The following is a 24,774-nucleotide window of genomic DNA, read 5'->3' as shown; positions in this document are numbered from 1 at the left end:
CCCAGCCTGCTGTGGTTAGCATGCAGCCGGTGCCCCTTTTTTGATGGGCAAGGCATCCTAGGATTAAGGCTTGTGAGTCATCCGGTGACAGGTATCGACCTATGAGTGATCGAGGGCGTTTCGCTCAGCCGTCGTCATCTCAGCATGCCGATCTGTTAGTGCTAGATGGCACAGTACTCACCCCTAATGGTGCAGAAAAAATTGATATAGCCTGCGTGGCAGGTCGTATTGTGGCACTGGGTAATTTAAAACATAGCTGGAGCGCTACGACCGTTGTGGATGCTACCGGACTCCATGTACTGCCCGGCGTCATCGATAGTCAGGTGCATTTTCGTGAGCCTGGTCTGACCCATAAAGAAGATTTTGAAGCGGGCACCCGAGGCGCTGTTCTGGGCGGTGTGACCGGTGTGTTTGAGATGCCTAATACTCAGCCGTTGACGCTGAATGCTATGGATCTGCAAGCGAAAATGGACGCCGCCCATGGCCGCGCTTGGTGCGACTACGCCTTTTATATTGGCGGCTCGGCGGTCAATGCGGAGAAACTCGCCCTGCTGGAGAGCCTACCCGGTTGTGCCGGCGTCAAAGTGTTCATGGGCAGCTCGTTTGGCGATCTATTGGCTGACGACGAAGAGGTACTCAGGTGGATTCTCCATCATGGTTCTCGTCGGTTAGCAGTACATGCAGAGGACGAAGCGAGATTGAATCAGCGGAAGGCGTTGGTCGAGGCCAGTGGCGATGTTTGCCAGCATCCTCTATGGCGTGACGAAACCAGTGCCTTGATGGCGACCGAGCGTATTGTGAGGTTAGCAACCCAGGCAAATCGACGGTTACATGTACTGCATGTTTCTACCGCAGAGGAGATGGCCTTTTTAGCCGGCCATAAGGATCGGGTGACGGTGGAGGTCACTCCGCATCATTTAACCCTCGTTGCGCCGGATTGCTATGAGCGTTTGGGGAGCCTTGCACAAATGAATCCACCGGTACGGGAACGCCGCCATCAAGAAGCATTATGGCGGGGAATTCGAGAGGGTGTGGTGGATGTAATAGGCAGTGATCATGCACCGCACACGCTGGCAGAGAAAGCGCGGCCTTATCCTCAGTCACCTAGCGGTATGACGGGCGTACAAACATTGTTGCCATTGATGTTAGATCATGTCCATGCCGGTCGGTTGAGTCTGCAACGTTTAGTCGATCTAACGAGTGCCGGCCCAGCGCGTATTTTTGGTCTTGAGGGAAAGGGACGTATCGCTTTGGGCTTCGATGCTGATTTGACGCTGGTGGATCTCGCCGCTCGTCGGACCATCAGTAATGATTGGATCGCCAGTCGCAGTGGCTGGACGCCTTATGATGGTAAGGATGTGACAGGATGGCCGATTCATACGGTTGTGCGGGGTCAGCTGGTGGTGCGCGATGAAGAGCTAGTCGGGCAGCCACGGGGGGAAAGTCTGCGGTTTCTGGAGGCCGGTTCGATGTGAATCATAGGCTAACAATAATTTAGGCAGAGTATAAATCGCAGGGTATGAGGGGTTTCTCACCTGCGTTAGATGGAATATGAAGAGGAAAATAGATGCAGAACCCAAGTGAAGTTTCAAATGTTGCCGACAATGCAGAGCCGGTCACCTTTCACTCTAGAGTCTCGATAGAGCAGGTTGAAGAAGGTCGAGAGTTAGCGCCTAAGTTTGATCGTGACAACTTGATCGTTAGCATTACCACCGATGCGGAAAGCGGTGAAGTCTTGATGCTAGGTTATATGAACGAGGAAGCGCTGACCAAGACGATACAAACCGGCGAAGCGCATTATTGGAGCCGATCACGACAGGTGTTGTGGCACAAAGGGGCGACTAGCGGTCTTGTGCAAGTGGTTGAAGAGCTGCGTATCGATGATGACCAAGATGCGGTTTGGTTGCGGGTACGTGTCGGTGGCACGGGCGCGAGCTGTCACGTGGGTTATCGCTCATGTTTTTATCGACAAGTACCTATCGGGGCCCAGCGAAAAGATGGTGAGATGTTGCGTTTTACGGAGGCGAGTAAGACCTTTGATCCGGTTCAGGTTTACGGCGATGAGCCCAACCCAACTATTCTTTAAAATGTCGCAATAGGTGATATTGAAAACTCATCATTAGGTTTTGATGATCTTTGATGGTGTTTTTAATAGCGGGTTAATCTTTATCTGCCTCTTCAGCGGCCGCTGGAATAATCAGCTCATGGGGAAAGTGGCAGGTAAAGGTGCTGCCTTTGCCTAAGCGGCTACTGATAGACAGTTTGCCACCATGTCGTAACATCACGTGTTTCACGATGGCTAAACCTAAGCCGGTGCCACCACTATCGGAGGAGCGGCTTTCATCGACGCGGTAAAAGCGTTCTTGTAAGCGGGGTAGGTGAATACTGTCGATACCGGGGCCGTTATCTTGAACTGCAAAGTGGCCTCCCTCTTTATCGGTCCACCAGCGAAGTTTAATGGCACCTTCTGCCGGTGTGTAACGGACCGCATTAAACACCAAGTTTGAAACGGCACTGTAGACTTCGGCTTCCTGCCCTAGGAGGGTGTTGTCTTGCTCAAGTTCGAGTTCGATGGTTTGGCGTTTCTCTTGGCCGAGTACTAAGGCATCGTCCCGAATACGCGCAACCATGGAATGAATCGGTATCGGCAGTTCGTCGGCGACGTGGGCGCTAGTTTCCAGCCGGGAGAGCAACAGCAGATCGGCGACAAGATTTTCCATTCGCCGAGACTGATTCTCCATCTGGCTCAGGCCGCGCTGTAAGGGACGAGGCAGGTCTTGGTCGAGAAAGGTCTCAAGGTAGCCGCGGATCACGGTAAGGGGGGTACGCAGCTCGTGAGAGGCGTTAGCGACGAAATCTTGACGGGTTTGTTCCAGCTGTTTGAGGCGAGTGATGTCCCGAGCAACCAGAATCCGATCTCCGGCCCCAAAGCGAGTGATACGGTATTCCAGTACGACCTCTTTCTGAATCGGTGATGTTAGCTGTAATGGATCATCGTAGACATTTTTTCGGTAGTAGCGCACAAAGCGGGGGTCCCGTAACAGGTTTATCACCGAACGGCCCCGATCGGTCTGGGTTTTCATCCCCAGTAGTGTTTCGGCGGCCCGATTCCACCACTCTAGGTGGTTTTGCGCATCGATGATGACGATCGCATCACTCAGGGCAGCGGATGATTGCTGGAAGCGATGGATAACATTACGTAACGACTGGGTCCGAGTCTGTTGCCGTTTTTGATCTCTGGAGATCTCATCAAACAGTTCTCCCCAGTAACCTCGGCTTTCGGGCACATCGGTATGGTCGATACTCATCAGCCACTGCTGTAGGCGATTAAACTGCTTAACCTGATAGAGGCCCCAGCCAAGTAGTGCGAGAGCGAGGGTCCATCCGGGGTAGCCGATCACAAAGCCAACCACTAAGCTAACCGTCGCGGTTAGGGCAAGGTTGCTGGCGATCGAATGGCTGGAATTGTACATTCAGTCAGGCTCAGGCTGTCTGGGATGAAAAGCGGTAACCCGTACCGCGCACGGTTTGGATCAGATAGTCATGCCGCTCGCCGAGTGCCTTACGTAGACGGCGAATATGAACATCAACGGTACGCTCTTCGACGTAAACATTGCCGCCCCATACCAGATCAAGCAGTTGACTACGGCTGTAAGCACGATCCTGATGGGTCATAAAAAATTGCAGCAGACGAAACTCGGTTGGCCCCAGTTCCAGTGGTTTGAGTTCGGAGCTAACCCGATGAGAGACCGGGTCGAGTGTTAGGTTATCAACGGTGATCGGCTCTTCGATGCCTTTAGGGGTGGTGCGGCGCAGTACGGTTTTGAGTCGCGCAACCAGCTCCCGAGGTGAAAACGGCTTGGTGATATAATCATCGATACCGGTTTCGAGCCCCTGTATCTTATTATCTTCATCTGTTTTCGCCGTCAGCATGATGATGGGGATATCGGAAGTCATCTCATCTTTACGTAGACGGCGCGCAAATTCGATCCCACTGATACCGGGCATCATCCAGTCCAGCAACACCATATCCGGTTTACAATCGACAATCATTGGGTGCGCGGCTTGTGCAGAATCCGCCTCCACACAATCGTATCCAGCCATTTCGAGTGCAACAGCGATCATTTCGCGAATCGGAGCCTCGTCGTCAACTATCAGAACGCGTTTACCCGACGTCATGACCAATCACCTCATTTATTTATAATGTATTAAGACGGTCATTAGATTATGAAACTGTTACAGAAATATGACAAAGTCGCCTGTGGTGCAAGAGTATTTGTCTTAACGGGTGAGATAATGCAGAAATAGGCCGATAAAAACCGCCATGCCCGCGTAATTGTTATTGAGGAAGGCGGTAAAGCAGGCCTCCCGCTGACGCTCTCTGATAAGGTATTGCTGATAGATAAATAGCCCCGCCATCACCATCACCCCAAGATAAAACCAGATAGATAGCTGTAATTGAAGCCCCAGCAGTATCAAAATACTCAGCGTCAGCAGCTGTAAGACACCGAGAATGACTTTATCCATATCACCGAAGAGCACCGCCGTGGATTTCACCCCGATACGAATATCATCGTCCCGGTCGACCATGGCGTACATGGTGTCATATATCACCGTCCAGATAACGGCCCCGGTATACATCAGCCAAGCGATGAGTGGCACTTCACCCAAGGTGGCACTAAACGCCATAGGTATGGCCCAAGAAAAGGCCATGCCCAATACCACTTGGGGTAGATGGGTATAGCGTTTCATGAAGGGGTAGCAGAAGGCGAGGATAACGCCGCCAAAGGAGAGATAGATGGTGAGCGGGTTGGTGAAAAGCACGAGCGCAAAAGAGGCCAGCAGTAGAACGACAAACAGTATTAGGGCTTCTTTGGCGGAGATTCGACCGGCCGGTAGGGGACGCTGTGCCGTACGCTTTACATGGGCATCGATATTGCGATCGGCAAAATCATTAATGACGCAGCCGGCGGAGCGCATTAAAAAGGTGCCTAAGGTGAAAATAAACAGCAGACCGGAGGAAGGTATGCCCTCAGCGGCAACCCACAGAGCCCAGAAAGCCGGCCATAGCAGTAGGAAACTGCCGATCGGCTTGCTGATGCGCATAAGGTCACCACAGGCTTTCAGTTTCTGCCAAGTGGGATTCGTGTTTTGAGTACCGGATTGCATCGTTAATAATCCATTATTATTTGTGTCGATAGTTTACCTGTTGTAGCGCAGGCAGGAAAACTTCAGCAACAAGTAGGGGTTTATTCGCCAAATAGAACAACGAACGGCGTGCCCAGGTGGTTTCGCCATTACTCAGCGGTATGCGGCTGATCTCCAGGGGGGATCGTTTCATGGTGGGGTCACGAAACAAAACACTGCCCAATGAGCGGGTGCCGAGGGCGTGAAGCTTGCGCTGTTTACCGGTCAGGGTGGACGCTGGAATAATGGTTCGGGCAAACACCCAAGGCTGATTATAGCCGAGTAACTGTACTTCTCGAATCAGCACCTTTTGTCGCGTTGGGATGTTGAGCGCTTTGGCTTCTGCGAGGCTAGGTTGTCCCCATTGCTGGCGCACCACCTCAACTCTGAAGTGGCCGTTACTGGCATTGATTAAATGCTGCGTGAGTGATCCTTTATCCAGCAGCCATTTTCGCCAGATACGCGGCGCATCGGTTGTTGCAGGGCGTTGCAAGGCATGCCAGCGGGTAGCAAAACGATTCTGATTGAGAGCAACAGGCACAATAATTTCTCAGCAAAAAAAGTGGCCGTATAGTACCCTAACCGTCGGTAAAAGTATTGGTTTGCATCGCTCGGGATGAAGTGAAACGTATGGTTAAAACGCAGCAAGATTATTCAGTGGAACAGGTAGAAGAGCTGACCCGTCAATGGGTTGAAAGCATGGTTGTCGGTTTGAATCTTTGTCCCTTTGCGGCTCCCGTGGTGAAGGATGAGTCGCTGCGTTATGCGGTGACCCAAGCCTCTGCTGGAGAGGCGCTGGTGGAGGCTTTTCTCGCTGAGGTCGAGCGATTGGTGCAGGCCGATGAGCAAAGCCTATCAACCACCTTGTTCATTGTGCCGACGGGGCTGGAAGATTTTTATGATTACCTCGATCAACTGCAGTTGTTTGAAAACCTGCTGCAACAGGCCGGTTTAGAAGGTGTACTGCAGCTGGCTAGCTTTCATCCTGGCTATCTCTTTGCGGGGGTGGCGGAAGATGATCTTAGCCATTGGAGCAATCGGGCGCCCTGGCCAACCTTTCATATTATCCGCGAGGCGGAGATGAGTCGGGCATTGGCGCACTATTCCCATCCTGAACAGATTCCCGAGCGAAATATTCAACGGCTAAGAGCGTTAGGCCGCGAGGCGCTGATTGAACGTTTTCCTCCCTTTGCCGATTATTGTTAACGTTATTAGGGTTATATTCGTGCTGCAATGGTTGGATCTGAATACGGCCCTGTTTGTGGCACGTTGCTTATTTCATCTCTGTGTAAAAAACCATCAAAACAGGCGTAAATCCCCCATATAGGTTGGCCAATCTCACTATCTCGAGTACCCGATAGAGGGGGATTACGTTAGAATTTATGAGCAGCATCTGAGTCTGAACAGCAGATAAATAGATGACAAAATAATAATGCTCAGCGAGATAAGATGTACGCCGAACGAGAGATAATAAAGGTAGGATGAAGGCGTGTCAGTGGATCTAAAGAGGGGCCCCCAGCGTTCGGGGAATAAGCGTCATCAAGCGCGAAAAGTCGGTGAAGCCGTTTGTGATATGCAAGGTGATCTGTGGGATCTTGATGGCATATTTTTACACTTGATGAAACAGTTGGTGCCGGGATGGAGTGGCGGTGCTTTACCATCGGAGGTCATGCCCGAGTTAAAAAATACCGGTCAGTTTCATGCGCATGATCTGTTACTCACGGCCGAACCGGCGGGTGGTGGCAAGATCAGTTTGCGCATCTGTGCCTTTGAGGGGTAAGCCGACTTAGCTTAAGACCTGTAAAAGAGAGAATAAAAGAGAAAAGGCAGCGCGATGGCTGCCTTTGATTTATCTGCAAACCGCTTACTTCTTATGTTCGACTTCCCGTACGGTCCGTTTAATCTCTTTCAAGCTGCTATGGCGCACATCGGTGCCACTGACAAGATAGATGAGATGTTCAGCCATGTTGCGGGCATGATCACCAATCCGCTCAATACTACGTAATATCCAGATGACATTCATAATACTGGTGATATAGCGTGGATCTTCCATCATGTAGGTCATCAGTGAACGCATGGCGGTGCGATACTCTGAATCGACCTCTTTATCCTGCTTAGCCACCTTATAGGCCATCTCTGCATCGCTGCGGGCAAATGCCGTTAAGCAGTTTTGCAGCATATCGCGGACAAGGTTGCCGATATGGCGGACTTCTTGGAAACCACGGACATTTTTACCATCGTCCGCCAATTCGATCGCATAGCGACAGATACGGCTGGTTTCATCGCCGATGCGCTCGAGATCGCTAACCGCTTTGCTGACGGAGATAATCAAACGTAAATCGGCGGCTGCCGGTTGGCGACGGGCGATGATCAGGGTGCACTGTTCATCGATCATCATCTCCATATCATTGATGGCCTTATCGCTCTTGCGGGCTTGTTCGGCTTGGTCGGTATCACCGGTAACCAATGCCTCGACGGCCTCACTCAGCTGACGCTCAACGAGGCCTCCCATGGTTAGCAACTCTGTGCGGATCTGCTCCAGCTCTTCATTGAAGCTCTGGGAGATGTGATTGCTATGACGGTCCTGTTCGTAACTCACTATAATTCTCCCCTAATTAACCGTAACGACCGGTAATATAGTCTTCGGTTTGTTTCTTTTCTGGATTGGTAAACAGACGGTCTGTTACCCCAAATTCGATCAGATCGCCCATATACATAAAGGCGGTGTAATCAGAGACCCGCGCCGCTTGTTGCATGTTGTGGGTGACGATCACGATGGTAAAGTCTTTCTTTAATTCGTTGATCAGCTCTTCGATCTTCAGTGTTGAGATCGGATCGAGTGCCGATGCCGGCTCATCTAGCAACAACACTTCAGGCTTCACCGCGATGGTGCGGGCGATTACCAAACGTTGCTGCTGACCACCGGACATGCCCAGCGCGCTCTCGTGTAGGCGGTCTTTCACTTCGTCCCAGAGGGCGGCGGATTTCAACGCCCACTCAACGGTTTCGTCGATAACCCGTTTTTTGTTAATACCCTGAATCCGCAGGCCGTAGGCAACATTTTCATAGATGCTTTTCGGGAAGGGGTTGGGTTTCTGAAACACCATGCCAACACGACGGCGTAGATCCGCCACATCGACGCCGCGTTCATAGATATCCTGTCCATATAGGCTCATCTGGCCCTGAATACGGCAGCTATCGACCAGATCGTTCATCCGGTTAAAGCAGCGTAATAGGGTGGATTTACCGCAACCGGACGGGCCGATAAAGGCGGTTACCCGGTTTTTAGGGATATCCATGGTGACGCCATGCAGGGCACGTTTGTCGCCATAAAATAGCTCAAGATCACGCACGGTCAGGGCAATGGTCTCATCTTCAAGACGCAGACTCTGATTCTGGCGCTGCAGAGCAGAAATATCGATTGAATGGGTCTTAGCTTCCATAGTCATCATTAAACCTATCTAGTGTGCGGCTTACATCTCAAGCGCTTTGTATTTTTCGCGTAAATGGTTACGGATCGCAATGGCTGACATGTTCAGCAGTGCGATAACCAAAACCAGCAGCAGAGCGGTGGCATAAACGAGCGGCCGTGCTGCTTCAACGTTGGGGCTCTGGAAGCCCACATCATAGATGTGGAAGCCCAGGTGCATAAATTTTTGATCCAGATGGATGAACGGATAGTTACCATCTAGCGGTAAGCTTGGTGCTAGCTTCACCACTCCGACTAACATCAGTGGTGCTACTTCACCGGCGGCGCGGGCAATCGCGAGGATAACACCGGTCATCATTGCGGGGCTTGCCATGGGCAGCACCACCTTCATCAGTGTTTCAAACTTGGTGGCGCCGAGTGCTAGGCTACCTTCGCGCAGTGCGCGAGGAATCCGGCTCAGGCCCTCTTCCGTTGCCACAATCACCACGGGCACCGTTAGCAGGGCAAGGGTGAGGGAGGCCCACATCAATCCTGGGGTACCAAAGGTTGGCGCAGGCTTGGCCGCGGCGAAAAAGAGGTCATCAATATTGCCGCCCAAGAAGTAAACAAAGAAACCTAAGCCGAATACACCGTAAACAATCGAGGGCACACCGGCTAAGTTGTTGACCGCAATGCGGATTAGCCGAGTGACAAACCCCTGTTTGGCATATTCACGTAGATAAACCGCGGCAACCACACCGAAAGGCGTCACTAGCAAAGACATCAGTAGCACCATCATCACGGTACCAAAGATAGCGGGGAAGATGCCGCCTTCGGTATTGGCTTCCCGAGGCTCATCGCTGACAAACTCCCAGAGCTTAGCCGCATAATGAAGCATCTTTTGCCCAGTATTCATTGCGTTAGGGCGGAAAATACGCACGATTTTTGCTATCTGTAGATCAACCACTTTACCACCAGCGACTTCTGCGGTGAGAGAGTCACGGTTAATCTGGGTATAGAGGTCGAGCAAACGTTGCTGCATTCCTTCGTAAGCTTGATCGAGCTCTTTACGGCGCTGGTTGATCGCTACATAAGGTGCTTGATCCGTGACGTTATCGAGTTGTAAGCCACGCTCTTTTAAACGTAGACGCTCCAGCTCGTAATTGATAGCACCGATTTCATGCTTCTCAATCTCTAAAATATCTTCCCGAATATCTAAAGCCCGTTCGACACGCTTATCTAACTCAGCCCATAGGGCCAGATATTCAGCGGACTCATCGTTACTCTCGACATGGCCGATCTCTTTTCCGTCTTCTTTGAGAGAGCGCAGGTAGCCATAGAGGTTGCCCCACTCTCGTCGTTCGGCGGTAAAGAGCATGGTGGGCCGTGATTGGTCGGTGAAAAACTGTTCCAGCGCCCAGCTAAAGTCAGAACCGTACACATCACGGTTACCGACCTTAAGCAGATGACGGGTGGAAAACTCGGTGTCATCTGGAATTTTGATGCCCGCTTCAATCAACTGCTTAGTGAGCACTTCATTGGTTTCGACGATCTCACCGGCGATTGTTTTTGACTGTCCATCGACGGTATAGGTGCCTTGGACAATATCGGCTGGCCAGAAGTGACTCAGGCCACGCACGGCAATGAGACCCAGCAGGCCGATCACCATAATAAGGCTGATCGCCACCGCGCCGGCATTCAGCCATACCCAAGGTGAACCTGATTTATACCATTCTTTTACTGAGATGTTCATATCTGTTATTTCCTCAACAGCCCAGATTACAGGGAGCCATATTTATTACGTAGCCGCTGACGTATCACTTCGGCCACGGTGTTGACGGCAAAGGTGAACATAAAGAGTACAAAGGCGGCTAGGAACAGAATACGGTAGTGAGTACTGCCGACTTCAGATTCCGGCATCTCGACGGCGATATTCGCCGCTAGCGTACGCATCCCTTCGAATATATTGGCGTCCATTATTGGTGTATTACCGGTCGCCATGAGGACGATCATGGTTTCACCAACCGCGCGACCCATACCGATCATCACCGCCGAAAAAATACCGGGGCTGGCGGTGGGTATCACAACCCGTGTTAGGGTTTGCCACGGAGTCGCTCCCAGTGCCAGTGAGCCATAGCTTAGATGCTTGGGCACCGCAAAGATGGCATCTTCGGTGATGGAGAAGATGGTCGGAATGATGGCAAAGCCCATGGCAATACCGATCACCATCGCGTTGCGCTGATCATAGGCGATACCGAGATCATTGGTGAGCCAGTGACGCATATTGCCGTCAAAGAGCGCGAGCTCCATCGAGGGGCTAATGGAGATACTGAACCAGGTCGCTAGCATGATGACGGGAATCAATAACAGCGCGTCCCAGCCGTCGGGTACCAGCCAGCGAACCTTTTTCGGCATCTGCGCCCAAGCGTAGGCGAACGCGAGTATCGCGACAGGTATCATCAGCAAGGTGACAAAGATGCCGGGTAAATTTTCCTCCATAAAGGGGGCGAGCCAAAGACCGGCGAGAAAACCCAGAATAACGGTGGGGAGGGCTTCCATCAATTCGATAAAAGGTTTCACCTTACGGCGCAGTGTCGGCACCATGAAGTAAGCGGTATAGATTGCACCACAGATCGCCAGCGGCGTGGCGAGTATCATCGCATAGAAGGCTGCTTTTAGCGTACCAAAGGCGAGCGGCATGAGACTGAACTTCGGTTCGAAGTCGTTGTTGGCCGCCGAAGACTGCCAAACATATTTTGGCTCTTCATAACCTTCATACCACACCTTACCCCAGAGCGAGCTCCAAGAAACTTCAGGGTGTTCGTTATCAATATGCAGCAGCGTTAATTTGCCAGCCTCTTCGATCAGGGCCGCGTTAGCGCGAGGCGCCAGGGTGATCATCGATGCGTTCGCTTGTGCGACCTTTTCGGCTAAGACATTAACGTTGGCGGTGGTGTTATAGAGGCGTAGTTCACCGGCGGCATCAATGGTGGCGAAGCCTTTACGGCGGTGCTCAATGGCTAAATCCGAGATGGCGGTTTGACCCGTATCGAATGAGCGGATTTTAGTCATCTGCCACTCGCCTTGATCATCACGCACTAAGAACCACTCCGAGACTTCACCCTCGGCGTTACCTAACAGAACCGCGTTGCCGCCGAGGAGTAGGTCAAAGGTGGTGATCTTGCTTGAAGAGGCCTGTAATACCTGAGTAATGATAGGAGCGTCTTGGTTGCGCAGGTTAACCACGGCCATTTTGCCACTTTCGCCCGCCACAAATAACCAAGCCAGATCGGGCATGAGCAGCATCTTCTTAATCTTTATGCCGAGGTCGGGCAGGTGAGTAGTCGACTCTTCGAGTTCTACGTCACCGGTAAACATATTCTCGGTTTGTGAGATAAAGATCGCTTGTAGATTTTCCTGATTACCGCCGATCAACGCATAGCTGCCTTCGCTACCGCTGATCGTTAGCTGTTCTAGGGCCGTTGATGCGACATCGATGGGCGCTTCACCCAAAGGGTAGGCGATATTCGGCAGAATAACCCGCTTACCATCTGGATAGGTCGACTTATAGGTGTGTTTGAACACAAGGGCTTGGCCGTTACTGAGTCCGAGAGCAAACATACGGCTGTTTTCGGATACCATGGCGAAGCTGGTAATGGTGGCACCGACGGGTAGTGAGGCTTGAATGCTTTTAATCACCTCACCAGAGGTCGTACTAAAAAAGATAATGTTGCCCTGGTCGGTAACCCGAATGCCGATCTCAGCTTGCTCTTCCATCGCCATATAAAGTGTTTTGCCGGCACCGGGAACGGCATAAGGTTCGACAATTTGACCATTCTGCTCCCAAGGCTGAACTTCAGCCGAACGAAACATCGGTATCACTTCATAGAGCAGATAGAAAAAGATCAATAGGATCGCGATGATGACGCTGACGCCACCGAGACCGATGCCAACACGGGCCACCTTGTCTTTGAGTGCCCGGAGCTTACGCCCACGGCGCTGCGCCGGGGTATTAAAATCCAGATCAGGAATAACGGAGCTGTTCTCTATACTCATGACAAATTTCTACAATGATAAAAGTTATGGCGCCAAGATAAACGCAATTGATGACAGAAATGTTACAAAGCCGTAATAAAACCTTCAGACATAAAAAAGGAGCCCCAAAGGACTCCTTTTTATCTGGTCAGCGAGCCTGTTGTCAGGCTCGAAACGAGAGGCTGTATTATAGGCCGAGTTCTTTCATCTGTTTTTCAACCAGAGCCGCTGGCAGAGGGATGTAACCATCCTTCACAACCACTTCTTGGCCGACTTTAGCCATGACCATTTTCAGGAACTCACGCTCCAGTGGTGCTAGGTCCTGACCAGGCTTCTTGTTGACGTATACATACAGTGCACGAGCCAGTGGGTAAGAACCGTTCAGTGCGTTTTCTGGTGAAGCTTCAACGAAAGGTGTACCCGCTTTCTTAGTCAGTGGCAGTGCACGAACAGAAGAGGTTTTGTAACCGATACCTGAGTAACCGATACCGTTCAGTGAAGTAGAAACCGACTGTACAACAGAGGCAGAACCCGGCTGTTCGTTAACATTGTCGCGGTAATCACCTTTACATAGTGCTTTCTTCTTGAAGTAACCGTAAGTGCCGGATACTGAGTTACGACCAAAGATCTGGAAGCCCTGAGTCGCGATAGAACCGGTAGCGCCGACATCACCCCACTTGCTCACTTCTTCAGGTAGTCCACACTTACGAGTAGAAGAGAAGATGGCATCAACCTGAGGAATCGTTAGACCTTCGATTGCATTATCTTTGTTGACGAAAACCGCCAGCGCATCAATCGCAACGGCAACCGGTGTTGGCTTGTAGCCAAATTTCTTTTCGAATGCGCCGAGTTCTTTGTCTTTCATCTTACGGGACATTGGCCCAATGTTAGAGGTGCCTTCAGTCAATGCTGGTGGCGCAGTAGATGAACCCGCTGCTTGAATCTGAACGTTAACGTTCGGGTAGTTACGCTTGAACTCTTCAGCCCACATGGTCATCAGGTTAGCCAGTGTATCTGAACCAACAGAAGACAGGTTGCCGGAAACGCCAGAAGCTTTAGTGTAAGTTGGCAGGTTTGGATCTAGCAGATCAGATGCAGATGCAGTCATACAGGTTGTTGCTAGGGCAACGGCAGCAAAGATTTTCTTCATTGGTTTCATTACAAGCTCCAGAGAGTCGGGTTTGAATTCGTTTTTAAAACGTTCAGTGTTAATTCGATGATGGAAATATAAGCGGCTTGTGTGACAGTGATGTGACAGTGGGAAACATTTTTTATGGGCGTGGAATAATAATCACCGTATTTTTGCTAGACCTTAGTCGGGTAGTTAATAGTAAAATACGGGCAGAAAACAATAACCCGATCTTGGAACCCGATATGAAAACCGATAAAACACTGCTCAAACCCGAAGGCGAGCTTAGCCTGCGTTGCCCGGCATCCGGCGCAGCGGCCAATATGTTTGGTGATGTGTATGGTGGCTGGGTTGCGTCACAGGCGGTTTTGGCAGCTGAAATTCGTGCCGGTGAAGCGGCTGAAGGGCGGGTGGCCACGGTGTCCATTGGTGCCATGAGCTTTATGGCTCCTGTGCTTGAGGGCACTATCCTGAGTTTTTATACCCGCATTAAAGAGCAGGGGACGAGTTCGTTACGCATTAAAGTAGAGATATGGGGATGTTGTCCCGATGGCCGAGACTTACGTAAAGTCTCTGAAACCGAATGTATCCAAGTGGCTATCGACGGTCATGGCCATATCCGTGCGCTGGATTTTGGGCACGAACAGGAATAAGGACGATTCGCTGTTGGTTTTGCCTTGGCCGTTAGCCAAAGAACCAATAACCCACCAGGATGGCGCTGATAATGCCCACTAAATCAGCGGTTAACCCGCAGGCTAGCGCATGGCGGGTATGACGAATGCCGACCGAGCCGAAATAGACGGCCAGCACATAGAAAGTGGTTTCGGTCGACCCCTGAATAATCGCGGCTAAGCGGCCGGCAAAAGAATCGACCCCGTGGGTGTTGATGGTATCGAGCATCATCGCTCGGGCGCCGGAACCACTCAGCGGCTTCATCAGCGCTGTGGGTAGCGCATCCACAAAGCGGGTATCTAATCCGAGAAGGGAGATACCTTCTCGTAATAGCCAGATAGCCCCGTCCATCACGCCGCTCGCACGAAACACGCCAATAGCCACCAGCATCGCCAGTAAGTAAGGAATAATCATGATGGCGACTGAAAACCCCTCTTTTGCTCCCTCGACAAAGGTTTCGTAGATATTGACCCCTTTAAGGTGGGCTGCCGTGAGAAAGCAGATAATCGCGCTGAAGATCATCAGATTGCCGATCAGTGATGATTGTTGTTGTAACTGTGCCACGGTGAGTGTGGCGAAATAGCCAATAAAGGCGAGCAGCAGGGCAAAGAAACCACCCAGATAGAGGAGCGTTACCCTTTCCCATAGGCGGATTTTCTGTACCCAGGCCACCGCGAGTAAACCCGCTAGTGTTGAGCAACAGGTGGCGATCAGAATGGGAATAAAGACGGACGTTGGATCGCTCGCGCCCTGTTGAGCCCGATAGAGAAACACGGTGATGGGGAAGAGGGTGACCGACGAGGTGTTGAGTACGAGAAACAGAATCTGAGCATCGGTGGCCCGGCTTTTATCGGGATTCAGCCGTTGTAGATCCTGCATCGCTTTCAACCCGAGGGGGGTGGCGGCGTTATCCAGCCCGAGCATATTGGCCGACAGATTCATGGTCATCGAGCCGATAGCCGGATCACCTTTGGGGACTTCCGGCATCAGCCGTGTAAACAGTGGGCTGAGGCCGTTGGCCAACTTAGTGATTAAGCCGGCTGCCTCAGCGAGTTTCATAATCCCTAACCAGAAGGCGAGTGTGCCGATCAGACCCAGTGATAGCTCAACCGACAGCTTGGACATATCAAAGGTGGATTGCACCATTCGCTGAAAGACGGCGCTATCGCCACCGATTAGCCACTGATATAAACCACCGGCAAACGCCAGCAGAAAAAAGCCAAGCCAGATTCTGTGTAACATTTTGCTTCCTCTTAGACGGTTGCCGCAGCGGGTATCTTAGAGGACAGTATCGCTGGCCGAGTCAGCAAAATCAAAAGTGTGAGTGTTGTAGCGCTCTTACACCGCCTGTAGATTGGCGTATCCCACCACCAGCCACTTGCTACCTTCGGAGTCGAAGTTGACCTGTACCCGTGCTTTAGGCCCAGATCCCTCATAGTTCACCACAATACCATCCCCAAAGGTGGCGTGTGATACCCGTTGACCGAGAATAATCTGAGTATCGGGCACTTCAGCATTATTAAACATTGCTGGGCGTTGCTGCTGGCGAGCGGTGACTGGCCGGCTAACACTGGCGTTTAAGCGAACCTCTTCGAGGCAGTTATCCGGTATCTCGCGGATAAAGCGGGAGGGGCGATTAAAGGTCTCGTTACCATGCAGTCGGCGGGATTCAGCGTAGGTGATATAGAGCTTCTGCATCGCTCGGGTGATACCCACATAGCAAAGTCGGCGCTCTTCTTCGAGACGGTCGCCCTCTTCAAGGGACATCTTATGCGGGAACAATCCCTCTTCCATACCGGCGAGAAAGACCAGCGGAAACTCCAGACCTTTGGCAGAGTGGAGTGTCATCAACTGAACCGAGTCCTGATGTTCATCAGCCTGAGCCTCACCGGCATCCAGTGCGGCATCATCGAGAAAGGCTGACAACGGGGTGCTGTTCTCATTACCCTCTTTGTCCGGTTGCCAGGTAGACAGGTATTGTCGCGCTGCGCTGATCAATTCCTCAAGGTTTTCGATGCGCGCCTGTGCTTTTTCACCCTTCTCTTTGAGGTGGTGATCGATCAAACCTGATTTTTGAATCGCATGTTCGGTTTGCTCATGCAGGTCGGTGTCTTCGGTGTCTTGGGCGATCTGATTCACGAGGTCAATAAAGGCTTGCAGGGCGTTAGCGGCCCGCGCCGTGAGTTTATTGAGTTCGATCACTTCATTGGCGGCGCGCCACATGGAGATGCCTTCCGTGCGGGCATGCAGGCGAATCTCTTCGATGGTTTTGCCGCCGATGCCGCGCGTCGGGACATTAATCACCCGTTCCATCGCGGTATCATCTTCGCGGTTGTTCACTAGGCGTAGATAAGCGAGCGCATTTTTAATCTCTAAACGGTCATAAAATCGCTGACCACCGTAGATACGGTAGGGCATACCCGCGCGAATCAATGATTCCTCAAGCACCCGTGACTGGGCATTCGAGCGATATAGAATGGCACTTTCGCTACGTAGGTTGCCTTTATTTACCCAGCTTTCGATCTGATCAACGATAAAGCGGGATTCATCCTGCTCGTTGAAGGCGGCATAGAGGGAGATCTGCTCGCCATCGGGTTGATCGGTGCGGAGCTCTTTACCCAAACGGCCTTGGTTATTGCGGATAACGTCATTCGCCGCCTGCAAAATGGTGTTGGTGGAGCGGTAGTTCTGCTCCAGCTTTACCACCATGGTGTCTTTGAAATCCTGATTAAAGCGCTGAATATTTTCGATCTTTGCACCGCGCCAGCCGTAGATAGACTGATCATCATCACCTACCGCCATCAGTTTTTCGGGCTGAGGTTTACGTGGGTCTAGCGGTTGGCAGAGCAGCTTCAGCCAAGCATATTGAATCGAGTTGGTATCCTGAAACTCATCCACCAGAATGTAACGGAAACGATCCTGATAGTGTTCTAGCAGTGAGGGGTTGTGGTCCCGTAACAGCTCTAATGAACGCAGCAGTAACTCGCCAAAGTCCACCATACCGCCACGATCACAGGCATCTTCATAGGCGGCGTAGAGGTTGATCATCACCTGTGCGTGGGGGTCTCCACCGGCATCAAGATGCCGAGCCCGCAGCCCTTCATCTTTCTGGGCGTTGATATACCACTGGAATTGGCGTGCTGGCCAGCGGCTATCATCCAAGTTCATCTCTTTGGCCAGCCGCTTAATCAGACGTAGCTGATCATCGGAATCCATAATCTGGAAGTTTTGCATCAGCCCAGCATCATGCCAGTGGGCGCGCAAAATACGGTGCGCTAGGCCGTGGAAGGTACCGACCCACATGCCACTGGGGTTAAGCCCCATGAGCTCCTGAATCCGGCCACGCATCTCTTTCGCCGCCTTATTGGTAAAGGTCACGGCCATAATGGAATAGGGTGAGAGCCCCTCGGTCTGTACCAGCCAGGCGATTCTGTGCACCAGCACTCGGGTTTTACCGGAACCGGCGCCGGCCAGCACGAGCATATTGCAGACTGGCGCAGAGACGGCTTCACGCTGGGCTTCATTGAGTGAATCGAGTAGGTGGGATACGTCCATAGGGTTTCTTCAGATAGCTGTATAAATATTCAGGTAAGGATTATAACGACCAGAACGGCCAGTGGCTATTAAAAGCCGGTGATACGCTGGTCGTTTCGTGAACAAGTCACATCAGAAGTGACTCGTTCGACAAAGAAAATGCTTTTATTGGCCGTTATCTTAGCGCTGAGCCTAAGGCAGCTTAGCGGGATGGTCGATACGATATTGTAGTATCCGCCGGAGCTCGGAGGGATCTTTAATTTTTTGTGTGGAGTCTGGGTCTAACGCTGGAATCAGGCGAGATAACCAGAAGCGCATGGCGGCGGTGCGCACTAACTGGGGCCAAGCTAAATATTCGTTCTCTTCGAATGGGCGTACCGCGGCGTAGGCGTTTAACAGCGCGGTTTCCCGCACGGGGTCGATTGAACCGTCGGGGTTAACGCACCAGTCATTGGCCACAATCGCCAGATCAAAGAGTAGGTAGCCGTTGCAAGCGTTATAGATATCCAAAATTGCACTGAGCTGATCACCCTGAAACAGGGCATTATCAAAGAATAGATCCCCATGAATCACCCCCTGTGGCAGATGCCAGGGTTGCTCCCGTAGTTGATCAAACAGAGCGACCTCGTTTCGCAGCAGTGCTGCGTCATCAGGGGATAGTTTGTCGGCGATATGCTGAGATTCACGCCGCCACCAGAAAACGCCACGATGGGCTTGGCGTTGTAGGTAGAAATCACGGCCAGCTTGATGGAATTCAGCCAGCGCGGTGCCTATTTGATGACAGTGAGCCGCGGTTAACGCTGCTACATGACTACCCGGTAACCTAGGTTGTAGCAGGGCTGGCCGGTTATGCACTGTTTTCAGGGCGATGCCGTCACTATCTTTAAATGGGAAGGGAACCGGGCAACCTCGATCAGCTAACCAGGTGGTTAGCTCAACAAAGTAGGGCATCTCTTCTTGGCTTAATTCTTCGAAGATAGTGAGTACGTACTCTTCGGTTAAGCCTGCATCGCTGCGGAGTGTGACAAAATAGTTGGTGTTCTCGACGCCACCCTCTATACCTTGAAAATCAACCAGCTGCCCCTGTTCAATACCCTGCAACAGGTTTTCTAGGTCAGTCCGGCTTATATTGGTGTATACAGCCATATTTACGCTTCGTTAGTTACTGCTTAAAAGAGTTACCAGCTGAATAGAATCCACTTGGGCAGCATCAGGTTTGAATCTTCAGATCGTTGGAACTCGCCATCGTCGGTAGGTACTAAGTAATAGGTTTTACCGATGGCGGGCTTCACTTTGATCTCTTTGAGTTTGCCGTTGATTCGATATTCGTAATAGGTCGCTTTTTCCCCTTTACGAATGGTGACAACGGGGTCGTTATTATCAAATTCTGGCAGAACGTCGGCATACACTGTCGATACCATCGAAAAGGAACAAAGCAGAGTTAACAACAACACTATTTTTTTCATAACCACTCCGTGAACTGGGGTCGCCCCTTCTGTGTCAGAGGCTAATCTAATATGATGGTGTCTTCCGGACACCAAACCCGCTAACAATATCTCCTGACGGACAATGACTGCAATACCATGACCGCAAATACTTCCCCTATTATCTTAGTCGATGGCTCTTCATATCTATACAGAGCCTTTTTTGCTGCCCAACAGGCCGATATGCGCACCTCTGAAGGGGTTCCGACAGGAGCTGTCCGATTGGTGACCAGTATGTTGCGGAGCCTGATTAAGCAGTATCCGCAGAGTCCGGTCGCCGTGGTGTTCGATGCCAAAGGCAAAACCTTCCGTGATGACATCTATCCAGAATATAAGGCGCAGCGCCCCTCGATGCCGGACGATCTGCGTACCCAGATAGAGCCGATTCATAAAATCGTTAGGGCCATGGGCTTTCCTCTGATCTCTGTCGATGGGGTTGAGGCTGATGATGTGATCGGCACGTTAGCGCGTGAAGCCAGTGCTAAAGGGCTGGATACCATTATCTCCACCGGCGATAAAGACATGGCGCAGCTGGTGGATAAGCATGTCACCCTGATCAACACCATGAACGATTCCCATATGGATATCGATGGCGTTAATGAGAAGTTTGGTATTCCGCCGGAGCTGATTATCGATTATCTAGCCCTGATGGGCGATAAAGTCGATAACATCCCCGGTGTGCCAGGGGTGGGTGAAAAAACCGCCTTAGCGTTATTGCAAGGGATTGGCGGTATTAGCGATCTCTATGAAAACCTAGATAAAATTGCGGAGTTGGGCTTTCGGGGCTCGAAAACGATGGCTAAGAAGCTGGAAGAAAATCGCGAATCGGCGGAGCTTTCTTACCTGCTAGCAACCATTAAAACCGACCTCGAACTCGACTGCGGTATCGAAGATATTCCGGTACCGGTGGCTGATAATGAGCAGTTACAGGCGCTGTTTCAGCAGTGTGAATTTCGCTCTTGGGTGAGCGATTTAGGTGCGGCGGCGGCCGATGATGCCCGCGCGATAGAGAATCAAGCCCAGCTGCCAACTGAGATTGTTTATGAAACGATTCTCGATCAAGAAAGCTTTGATCGTTGGTTTAAGGTGTTGGAGTCGGCAGAGCTGTTTGCTTTCGATACCGAGACGGATAGCCTGAACTACATGGAAGCGAATCTTATCGGTCTGTCTTTCTCGGTTGAACCGGGCAAAGCGGCTTACCTGCCCGTTGCCCACGATTATATGGGGGCGCCGGCTCAGCTTGATCGCTATGCGGTGTTGCAACAACTGAAACCATTATTGGAAAGCGACGCCCATAAAAAAGTTGGCCAGCATATCAAATACGATATGAATGTATTGGCGCGCTACGATATTAAGCTGAAGGGCATCGCTTTCGATACCATGCTTGAATCCTACGCGCTGAATTCCACGGCGACCCGGCATAATATGGATGCGCTGGCGGATTTCTACCTGGGGGTTAAAACGGTTAAGTTTGAAGAGATCGCGGGTAAAGGTAAAAAACAGCTCACCTTTAACCAGATCGAAATGGAACAGGCCAGCCCCTATGCCGCAGAAGATGCGGATATCACATTACGTTTGCATCAGCAGCTCAGCGCAAAGTTAGCGCAGGTGCCAAGCCTCGAAAAGGTATTCACCGAGATTGAGTTGCCGTTAATCCCCGTGTTGGCTCGCATGGAGCAGCAGGGAGCCAAGGTTGATGCGACGCAGCTAGCGATTCAGAGCCGAGAGCATGGCATTCGCTTGGCCGAACTAGAAGCCAAGGCGCATGAACTGGCCGGCGGGCCCTTTAATCTGAGTTCACCTAAGCAGTTACAGGAAATTCTGTTCGAGCAGCAAAAGCTGCCGATCCTTAAGAAAACGCCGAAAGGTGCGCCGTCTACAGCGGAAGAGGTCTTGCAGGAATTGGCGCTGGACTATCCATTGCCGAAAATGATTATCGAGCACCGTAGTTTGAGTAAGCTGAAAAGTACCTATACCGATAAGCTGCCGCAGATGATTAACCCTGCCACCGGCCGGATACATACCTCATATCATCAGGCGGTGACCGCGACGGGGCGACTGTCGTCGTCCGATCCTAATCTACAGAATATCCCTATTCGCTCGACTGAGGGGCGGCGTATTCGTCAGGCCTTTGTTGCGCCTGAGGGTTATAAGCTGGTGGCCGCGGATTATTCTCAGATCGAGTTGCGGATTATGGCTCACCTATCACAGGACCAAGGGTTGCTGAACGCCTTTGCCCACGGAGAAGATGTCCATAAAGCAACCGCCGCCGAGGTGTTCGGTGTTGAGTTGGAGAACGTCACCTCAGATCAGCGTCGCAGTGCTAAGGCGATCAATTTTGGTCTGATCTACGGTATGTCAGCCTTTGGATTGGCGAAGCAGCTGGGGATTGGTCGTAATGAAGCGCAAACCTATATCGATCATTATTTTGCTACCTATCCGGGCGTGCAGCGTTATATGGATGATATCCGTCTTCAGGCTGCCGAGAACGGCTATGTCGAAACCCTGTTTGGTCGGCGCCTCTATCTGCCAGAGATTAAAGCCAGTAATGGTATGCGGCGTCAGGCGGCTGAGCGTACGGCGATCAATGCGCCGATGCAGGGTACTGCGGCGGATATCATTAAAAAGGCGATGGTTGCGGTGGATCACTGGCTGCAGGGCAGTGACACGGGAGCGCGGATGATTATGCAGGTGCACGATGAACTCATCCTCGAGGTGCCTGAAGCGCTAATCGATGATGTGACGGCGCAATTAGTCGAGTTGATGCAGGGTGCGGCGGATCTGGATGTGCCTCTGTTGGTGGAAGCGGGTATTGGCGATAACTGGGATGAGGCTCACTGAGCCGAGTGGTAGCGTCAGGCGATGAGCTTTGTTGCTTATCGCCCGACGGTGAGAACTCTGCGACAGTGCTTGCTACAGGTTCTCAGATCCGTTTGATTTGAAGCCGAGGAAAGCCGATTATTCTTCGGCTGATTTTTCCTCTTCATCGTCTAACAACCAACGGTTCAGGTGCTCGCGTAATTGGTCGACGCCGGTAGTTTTCAGCGCTGAGAATGTCTGCATCGTCAGCAAGGGGTTGTTTTTCACATCGAGCGCCTGTTTCAGTTTCAACAGTGCATTTTGTGCCGCGCCGCGGTTTAGCTTATCTGCTTTGGTCAGCAAAATATGTAGCGGCATCTCCGCTTCGCTGCACCACTCAATCATCATCTGGTCAAACTCTTTCAGCGGATGACGAATATCGACCATCAATACCACGCCCCGTAAACAGTCGCGATTTTGCAGATAATCATTAAGATGCTTCTGCCAATGTTCCTTCATGGCGATGGGCACCTTGGCGTAGCCATAACCTGGCAGATCGACAATACGCACCCCTTCGACGTTGGTGTCGAAGAAGTTAATTAACTGCGTCCGGCCAGGGGTTTTACTGGTGCGGGCCAACTTGGCGTTGGTTAATGTGTTGATGGCGCTGGACTTGCCAGCATTGGAACGACCGGCAAATGCGACCTCGGCGCCGGTGTCTTCAGGACACTGACTGAGTTTGCTGGCGCTAGTGTTAAAGCGGGTCATATGGTATTGAATTTGAGGTAAAGACATATACTTTTTGCCTATCAGCCTGCTAATGCAGACATTTATCGTTCCAGTTTGTGTGGATATTAGGTTATAATCTCGCCGGAATTCTACCTGTGGCTGGAATATTACACCAGTCCGGGTGTTGGTTCGGTAGCCCTGTTTCAATCTGATTAGCTTCAGGTTGCGGCAGAAACCGTTAGCAATCTATAGCAAGAGTCTGGGTTAGTCGATGAATAAACTACTGATCGCCATACTGGCAAGCGTGAGTATCATAAGTGTTGCACATGCGGCGGGAGATGCTGCTGCAGGGCAAAGTAAAACAGCAGTCTGTGGTGCATGTCATGCGCCTGATGGCAATAGTGCTGTGGGCAACTTTCCTAAGCTGGCAGGCCAAAACGAGCGTTACCTGCTTAAACAACTGCAGGAAATTAAATCAGGCAGCCGTACGGTTGTCGAAATGACCGGTCTCCTGACCAATTTGAATGATCAGGATCTGGCGGATATTGCGGCTTATTTCTCATCGAAGAATATACAGATTGGCGCAGCTAAAGCTGATTTGGTTGAAGCGGGTGAAAAAATCTACCGTGCCGGTGTCGCCTCTAAAGGCATTGCGGCTTGTACTGCATGCCACGGTGTACAGGGTAAAGGTATTGCGAGTGCAGGTTACCCACAACTGGGTGGACAGCATGCACAATATGTTGAGACTCAGCTGAAAAACTTCCGCACTGGGGTTCGTAATAATGATCCTCAAGCGATGATGAGTACTATCGCCGCTAAATTGAGCGATAAAGAGATTCAGGCAGTTGCAAGTTACATTCAGGGTTTGAATTAAGTTAAATTCAGCTCTGAGTCAGGAAAGGCAGCGTAAGCTGCCTTTTTTATTGCAAAATTTATTTGCGGCAAGGATGAACTTGACGCATATTGGCCGGTCTTATAAGACTGAATTTCTTAAAGGTTGGAGACAGACATGTTAAAAAAGCTCGCTATTGGGTTAGTTTTTGCCCTTACTGCAGTAATAGCTCAGGCTGAAGAGTATAAGGCTGGCGTCAACTATGATGTGATTGCGATACCAGTGCCTACCGCTGATAAAACGAAGGTTGAGGTCGTTGAAGCGTTTGGCTACCTCTGCCCACATTGCGCAAGTTTTGAGCCTATGCTGCATAGCTGGACAACTAAACTACCCGCTGATGTGAGTTTTGGGCGTGTACCGGTGGTCTTTTCTCGCTCATGGGAGCCGCTGGCTCGGGCGTATTATTCTTCCGAACTTCTACATGGTCTGGATAAAACCCATGAAGCAACGTTTAACGCCCTGCATAAAGAGCGTCGTCGCTTTAATAGCTTAGAAGATTTGGCTGATTTCTATGCTGATTTAGGCGTTGATAAAGAAGAGTTCATCAAAATGAATCGTTCTTTTGCGGTTAACATGCGTATGAATCAAGGTGTTTCCAAATTAAAAGGCTACGGTATACAGAGTGTGCCAACGCTGGTCGTCAATGGTAAATATCGTATTACTGCGGATAAAGCTGGTGGTCATGCAGGTATGCTTAAGGTTGCTGAATACCTTATCGAGCAGGAAAAAAAGGCTCTATAGATTAAGGTCTGTCTAAAAAAGCCGCTTTATGCGGCTCAGGTTACTGATAAACCCCAGTATTTTTGCTGGGGTTTTGCTTTTCTAGCGCCATGACTGTTTTATTAACAAAATACTGGGGCAATAGTTTGAGGCCGTTTTAAGTCGCCTCAAGACCTCTCAGGCC

The 24,774-nt window shown here is 51.0% G+C and carries 22 protein-coding genes; 8 read left to right on the top strand and 14 right to left on the bottom strand.

Features of this window, described 5'->3' with window-relative positions; translation table 11 throughout:
- Window positions 1–101: 101 nt before the first annotated feature.
- Window positions 102–1,475: a dihydroorotase gene (locus tag EH243_RS11975; RefSeq protein WP_126158910.1), complete on the top strand. Its 1,374-nt coding sequence runs from the start codon at window positions 102–104 to the stop codon at window positions 1,473–1,475.
- Window positions 1,476–1,567: 92 nt separating this feature from the next.
- Entirely contained in the window at window positions 1,568–2,086 is a 519-nt protein-coding gene (hisI, locus tag EH243_RS11970) for a phosphoribosyl-AMP cyclohydrolase (RefSeq protein ID WP_126158909.1), read from the top strand.
- A gap of 73 nt (window positions 2,087–2,159) precedes the next feature.
- Here the strand turns inward: hisI and phoR are convergent, their stop codons facing one another.
- From phoR to EH243_RS11950, 4 genes are all read right to left on the bottom strand, one after another.
- Window positions 2,160–3,473, bottom strand: a complete 1,314-nt coding sequence (phoR, locus tag EH243_RS11965) for a phosphate regulon sensor histidine kinase PhoR (protein ID WP_126158908.1) — start codon at window positions 3,471–3,473, stop codon at window positions 2,160–2,162.
- Window positions 3,474–3,483: 10 nt separating this feature from the next.
- Window positions 3,484–4,179 carry a phosphate regulon transcriptional regulator PhoB gene (gene phoB, locus EH243_RS11960; RefSeq protein WP_126158907.1) on the bottom strand — a complete coding sequence of 232 codons (696 nt, stop codon included), beginning with the start codon at window positions 4,177–4,179 and terminating at the stop codon, window positions 3,484–3,486.
- 102 nt (window positions 4,180–4,281) lie between these two features.
- Window positions 4,282–5,169, bottom strand: a complete 888-nt coding sequence (gene ubiA, locus EH243_RS11955) for a 4-hydroxybenzoate octaprenyltransferase (protein WP_126158906.1) — start codon at window positions 5,167–5,169, stop codon at window positions 4,282–4,284.
- A 16-nt stretch (window positions 5,170–5,185) separates the two neighbouring features.
- Window positions 5,186–5,728 (bottom strand): chorismate--pyruvate lyase family protein, encoded by a 543-nt coding sequence (locus EH243_RS11950; RefSeq protein WP_241235068.1) that lies wholly within the window; start codon window positions 5,726–5,728, stop codon window positions 5,186–5,188.
- Window positions 5,729–5,817: 89 nt separating this feature from the next.
- Between EH243_RS11950 and EH243_RS11945 the strand changes: the two genes are divergently transcribed.
- Window positions 5,818–6,393: a DUF1415 domain-containing protein gene (locus EH243_RS11945; RefSeq protein ID WP_126158904.1), complete on the top strand. Its 576-nt coding sequence runs from the start codon at window positions 5,818–5,820 to the stop codon at window positions 6,391–6,393.
- 289 nt (window positions 6,394–6,682) lie between these two features.
- Window positions 6,683–6,967 (top strand): hypothetical protein, encoded by a 285-nt coding sequence (locus EH243_RS11940; protein ID WP_126158903.1) that lies wholly within the window; start codon window positions 6,683–6,685, stop codon window positions 6,965–6,967.
- An 84-nt stretch (window positions 6,968–7,051) separates the two neighbouring features.
- Here the strand turns inward: EH243_RS11940 and phoU are convergent, their stop codons facing one another.
- The 5 genes from phoU to EH243_RS11915 all read right to left on the bottom strand — a co-directional run bounded on the left by phoU (window position 7,052) and on the right by EH243_RS11915 (window position 13,790).
- A complete protein-coding gene (gene phoU, locus EH243_RS11935; protein WP_126158902.1) occupies window positions 7,052–7,786 on the bottom strand; it encodes a phosphate signaling complex protein PhoU in 735 nt (244 codons plus the stop codon).
- Between the two features lie 16 nt (window positions 7,787–7,802).
- Window positions 7,803–8,636 carry a phosphate ABC transporter ATP-binding protein PstB gene (gene pstB / locus EH243_RS11930; RefSeq protein WP_126158901.1) on the bottom strand — a complete coding sequence of 278 codons (834 nt, stop codon included), beginning with the start codon at window positions 8,634–8,636 and terminating at the stop codon, window positions 7,803–7,805.
- Window positions 8,637–8,660: 24 nt separating this feature from the next.
- A complete protein-coding gene (pstA, locus tag EH243_RS11925; RefSeq protein ID WP_126158900.1) occupies window positions 8,661–10,349 on the bottom strand; it encodes a phosphate ABC transporter permease PstA in 1,689 nt (562 codons plus the stop codon).
- A gap of 26 nt (window positions 10,350–10,375) precedes the next feature.
- Complete coding sequence (locus EH243_RS11920; protein ID WP_126158899.1) at window positions 10,376–12,652, bottom strand: ABC transporter permease subunit; 2,277 nt, start codon at window positions 12,650–12,652, stop codon at window positions 10,376–10,378.
- A gap of 166 nt (window positions 12,653–12,818) precedes the next feature.
- Complete coding sequence (locus tag EH243_RS11915; protein WP_126158898.1) at window positions 12,819–13,790, bottom strand: PstS family phosphate ABC transporter substrate-binding protein; 972 nt, start codon at window positions 13,788–13,790, stop codon at window positions 12,819–12,821.
- Window positions 13,791–14,005: 215 nt separating this feature from the next.
- On the opposite strand from EH243_RS11915, the gene EH243_RS11910 reads away from it, so the two are divergent.
- On the top strand, window positions 14,006–14,413 hold the full coding sequence (locus tag EH243_RS11910; protein ID WP_126158897.1) for an acyl-CoA thioesterase: 408 nt from the start codon (window positions 14,006–14,008) through the stop codon (window positions 14,411–14,413).
- 31 nt (window positions 14,414–14,444) lie between these two features.
- Here the strand turns inward: EH243_RS11910 and EH243_RS11905 are convergent, their stop codons facing one another.
- From EH243_RS11905 to EH243_RS11890, 4 genes are all read right to left on the bottom strand, one after another.
- The gene (locus EH243_RS11905) at window positions 14,445–15,674 is read right to left on the bottom strand and encodes a nucleoside recognition domain-containing protein (protein ID WP_126158896.1); all 1,230 of its coding nucleotides are present in this window, start codon (window positions 15,672–15,674) and stop codon (window positions 14,445–14,447) included.
- A gap of 96 nt (window positions 15,675–15,770) precedes the next feature.
- The gene (uvrD, locus tag EH243_RS11900; protein WP_126158895.1) at window positions 15,771–17,987 is read right to left on the bottom strand and encodes a DNA helicase II; all 2,217 of its coding nucleotides are present in this window, start codon (window positions 17,985–17,987) and stop codon (window positions 15,771–15,773) included.
- 171 nt (window positions 17,988–18,158) lie between these two features.
- Complete coding sequence (locus EH243_RS11895) at window positions 18,159–19,112, bottom strand: homoserine kinase (protein ID WP_126158894.1); 954 nt, start codon at window positions 19,110–19,112, stop codon at window positions 18,159–18,161.
- Between the two features lie 32 nt (window positions 19,113–19,144).
- Window positions 19,145–19,432, bottom strand: a complete 288-nt coding sequence (locus EH243_RS11890; protein ID WP_126158893.1) for a DUF2782 domain-containing protein — start codon at window positions 19,430–19,432, stop codon at window positions 19,145–19,147.
- 117 nt (window positions 19,433–19,549) lie between these two features.
- On the opposite strand from EH243_RS11890, the gene polA reads away from it, so the two are divergent.
- On the top strand, window positions 19,550–22,291 hold the full coding sequence (gene polA, locus EH243_RS11885) for a DNA polymerase I (RefSeq protein ID WP_126158892.1): 2,742 nt from the start codon (window positions 19,550–19,552) through the stop codon (window positions 22,289–22,291).
- 117 nt (window positions 22,292–22,408) lie between these two features.
- On the opposite strand, the gene yihA is transcribed toward polA, so the two are convergent.
- On the bottom strand, window positions 22,409–23,044 hold the full coding sequence (yihA, locus tag EH243_RS11880; protein WP_126158891.1) for a ribosome biogenesis GTP-binding protein YihA/YsxC: 636 nt from the start codon (window positions 23,042–23,044) through the stop codon (window positions 22,409–22,411).
- Between the two features lie 205 nt (window positions 23,045–23,249).
- Between yihA and EH243_RS11875 the strand changes: the two genes are divergently transcribed.
- Both EH243_RS11875 and EH243_RS11870 read left to right on the top strand, forming a co-directional pair.
- Window positions 23,250–23,852: a c-type cytochrome gene (locus tag EH243_RS11875; protein WP_126158890.1), complete on the top strand. Its 603-nt coding sequence runs from the start codon at window positions 23,250–23,252 to the stop codon at window positions 23,850–23,852.
- A 135-nt stretch (window positions 23,853–23,987) separates the two neighbouring features.
- Entirely contained in the window at window positions 23,988–24,611 is a 624-nt protein-coding gene (locus EH243_RS11870; protein ID WP_126158889.1) for a thiol:disulfide interchange protein DsbA/DsbL, read from the top strand.
- Window positions 24,612–24,774 lie beyond the last annotated feature (163 nt).

The sequence above is a fragment of the Amphritea opalescens genome, from assembly GCF_003957515.1.
In the GTDB taxonomy this organism is placed as follows: Bacteria; Pseudomonadota; Gammaproteobacteria; order Pseudomonadales; family Balneatricaceae; genus Amphritea; species Amphritea opalescens.
Note: the sequence above shows the minus strand (reverse complement) of the source record. Positions and strands in the feature narration are given on the sequence as shown.

Excerpts from the sequence above, each read along its gene's own strand:
- EH243_RS11945 (WP_126158904.1), top strand. The coding sequence starts at position 5,818 with ATGGTTAAAACGCAGCAAGATTATTCAGTGGAACAGGTAGAAGAGCTG.
- phoR (WP_126158908.1), bottom strand. The coding sequence starts at position 3,473 with ATGTACAATTCCAGCCATTCGATCGCCAGCAACCTTGCCCTAACCGCG.
- uvrD (WP_126158895.1), bottom strand. The coding sequence starts at position 17,987 with ATGGACGTATCCCACCTACTCGATTCACTCAATGAAGCCCAGCGTGAA.
- ubiA (WP_126158906.1), bottom strand. The coding sequence starts at position 5,169 with ATGCAATCCGGTACTCAAAACACGAATCCCACTTGGCAGAAACTGAAA.
- EH243_RS11905 (WP_126158896.1), bottom strand. The coding sequence starts at position 15,674 with ATGTTACACAGAATCTGGCTTGGCTTTTTTCTGCTGGCGTTTGCCGGT.
- EH243_RS11975 (WP_126158910.1), top strand. The coding sequence starts at position 102 with ATGAGTGATCGAGGGCGTTTCGCTCAGCCGTCGTCATCTCAGCATGCC.
- pstB (WP_126158901.1), bottom strand. The coding sequence starts at position 8,636 with ATGACTATGGAAGCTAAGACCCATTCAATCGATATTTCTGCTCTGCAG.
- EH243_RS11910 (WP_126158897.1), top strand. The coding sequence starts at position 14,006 with ATGAAAACCGATAAAACACTGCTCAAACCCGAAGGCGAGCTTAGCCTG.
- EH243_RS11870 (WP_126158889.1), top strand. The coding sequence starts at position 23,988 with ATGTTAAAAAAGCTCGCTATTGGGTTAGTTTTTGCCCTTACTGCAGTA.
- EH243_RS11915 (WP_126158898.1), bottom strand. The coding sequence starts at position 13,790 with ATGAAACCAATGAAGAAAATCTTTGCTGCCGTTGCCCTAGCAACAACC.
- EH243_RS11920 (WP_126158899.1), bottom strand. The coding sequence starts at position 12,652 with ATGAGTATAGAGAACAGCTCCGTTATTCCTGATCTGGATTTTAATACC.
- polA (WP_126158892.1), top strand. The coding sequence starts at position 19,550 with ATGACCGCAAATACTTCCCCTATTATCTTAGTCGATGGCTCTTCATAT.
- pstA (WP_126158900.1), bottom strand. The coding sequence starts at position 10,349 with ATGAACATCTCAGTAAAAGAATGGTATAAATCAGGTTCACCTTGGGTA.
- EH243_RS11875 (WP_126158890.1), top strand. The coding sequence starts at position 23,250 with ATGAATAAACTACTGATCGCCATACTGGCAAGCGTGAGTATCATAAGT.
- hisI (WP_126158909.1), top strand. The coding sequence starts at position 1,568 with ATGCAGAACCCAAGTGAAGTTTCAAATGTTGCCGACAATGCAGAGCCG.
- phoB (WP_126158907.1), bottom strand. The coding sequence starts at position 4,179 with ATGACGTCGGGTAAACGCGTTCTGATAGTTGACGACGAGGCTCCGATT.
- yihA (WP_126158891.1), bottom strand. The coding sequence starts at position 23,044 with ATGTCTTTACCTCAAATTCAATACCATATGACCCGCTTTAACACTAGC.
- EH243_RS11895 (WP_126158894.1), bottom strand. The coding sequence starts at position 19,112 with ATGGCTGTATACACCAATATAAGCCGGACTGACCTAGAAAACCTGTTG.
- EH243_RS11890 (WP_126158893.1), bottom strand. The coding sequence starts at position 19,432 with ATGAAAAAAATAGTGTTGTTGTTAACTCTGCTTTGTTCCTTTTCGATG.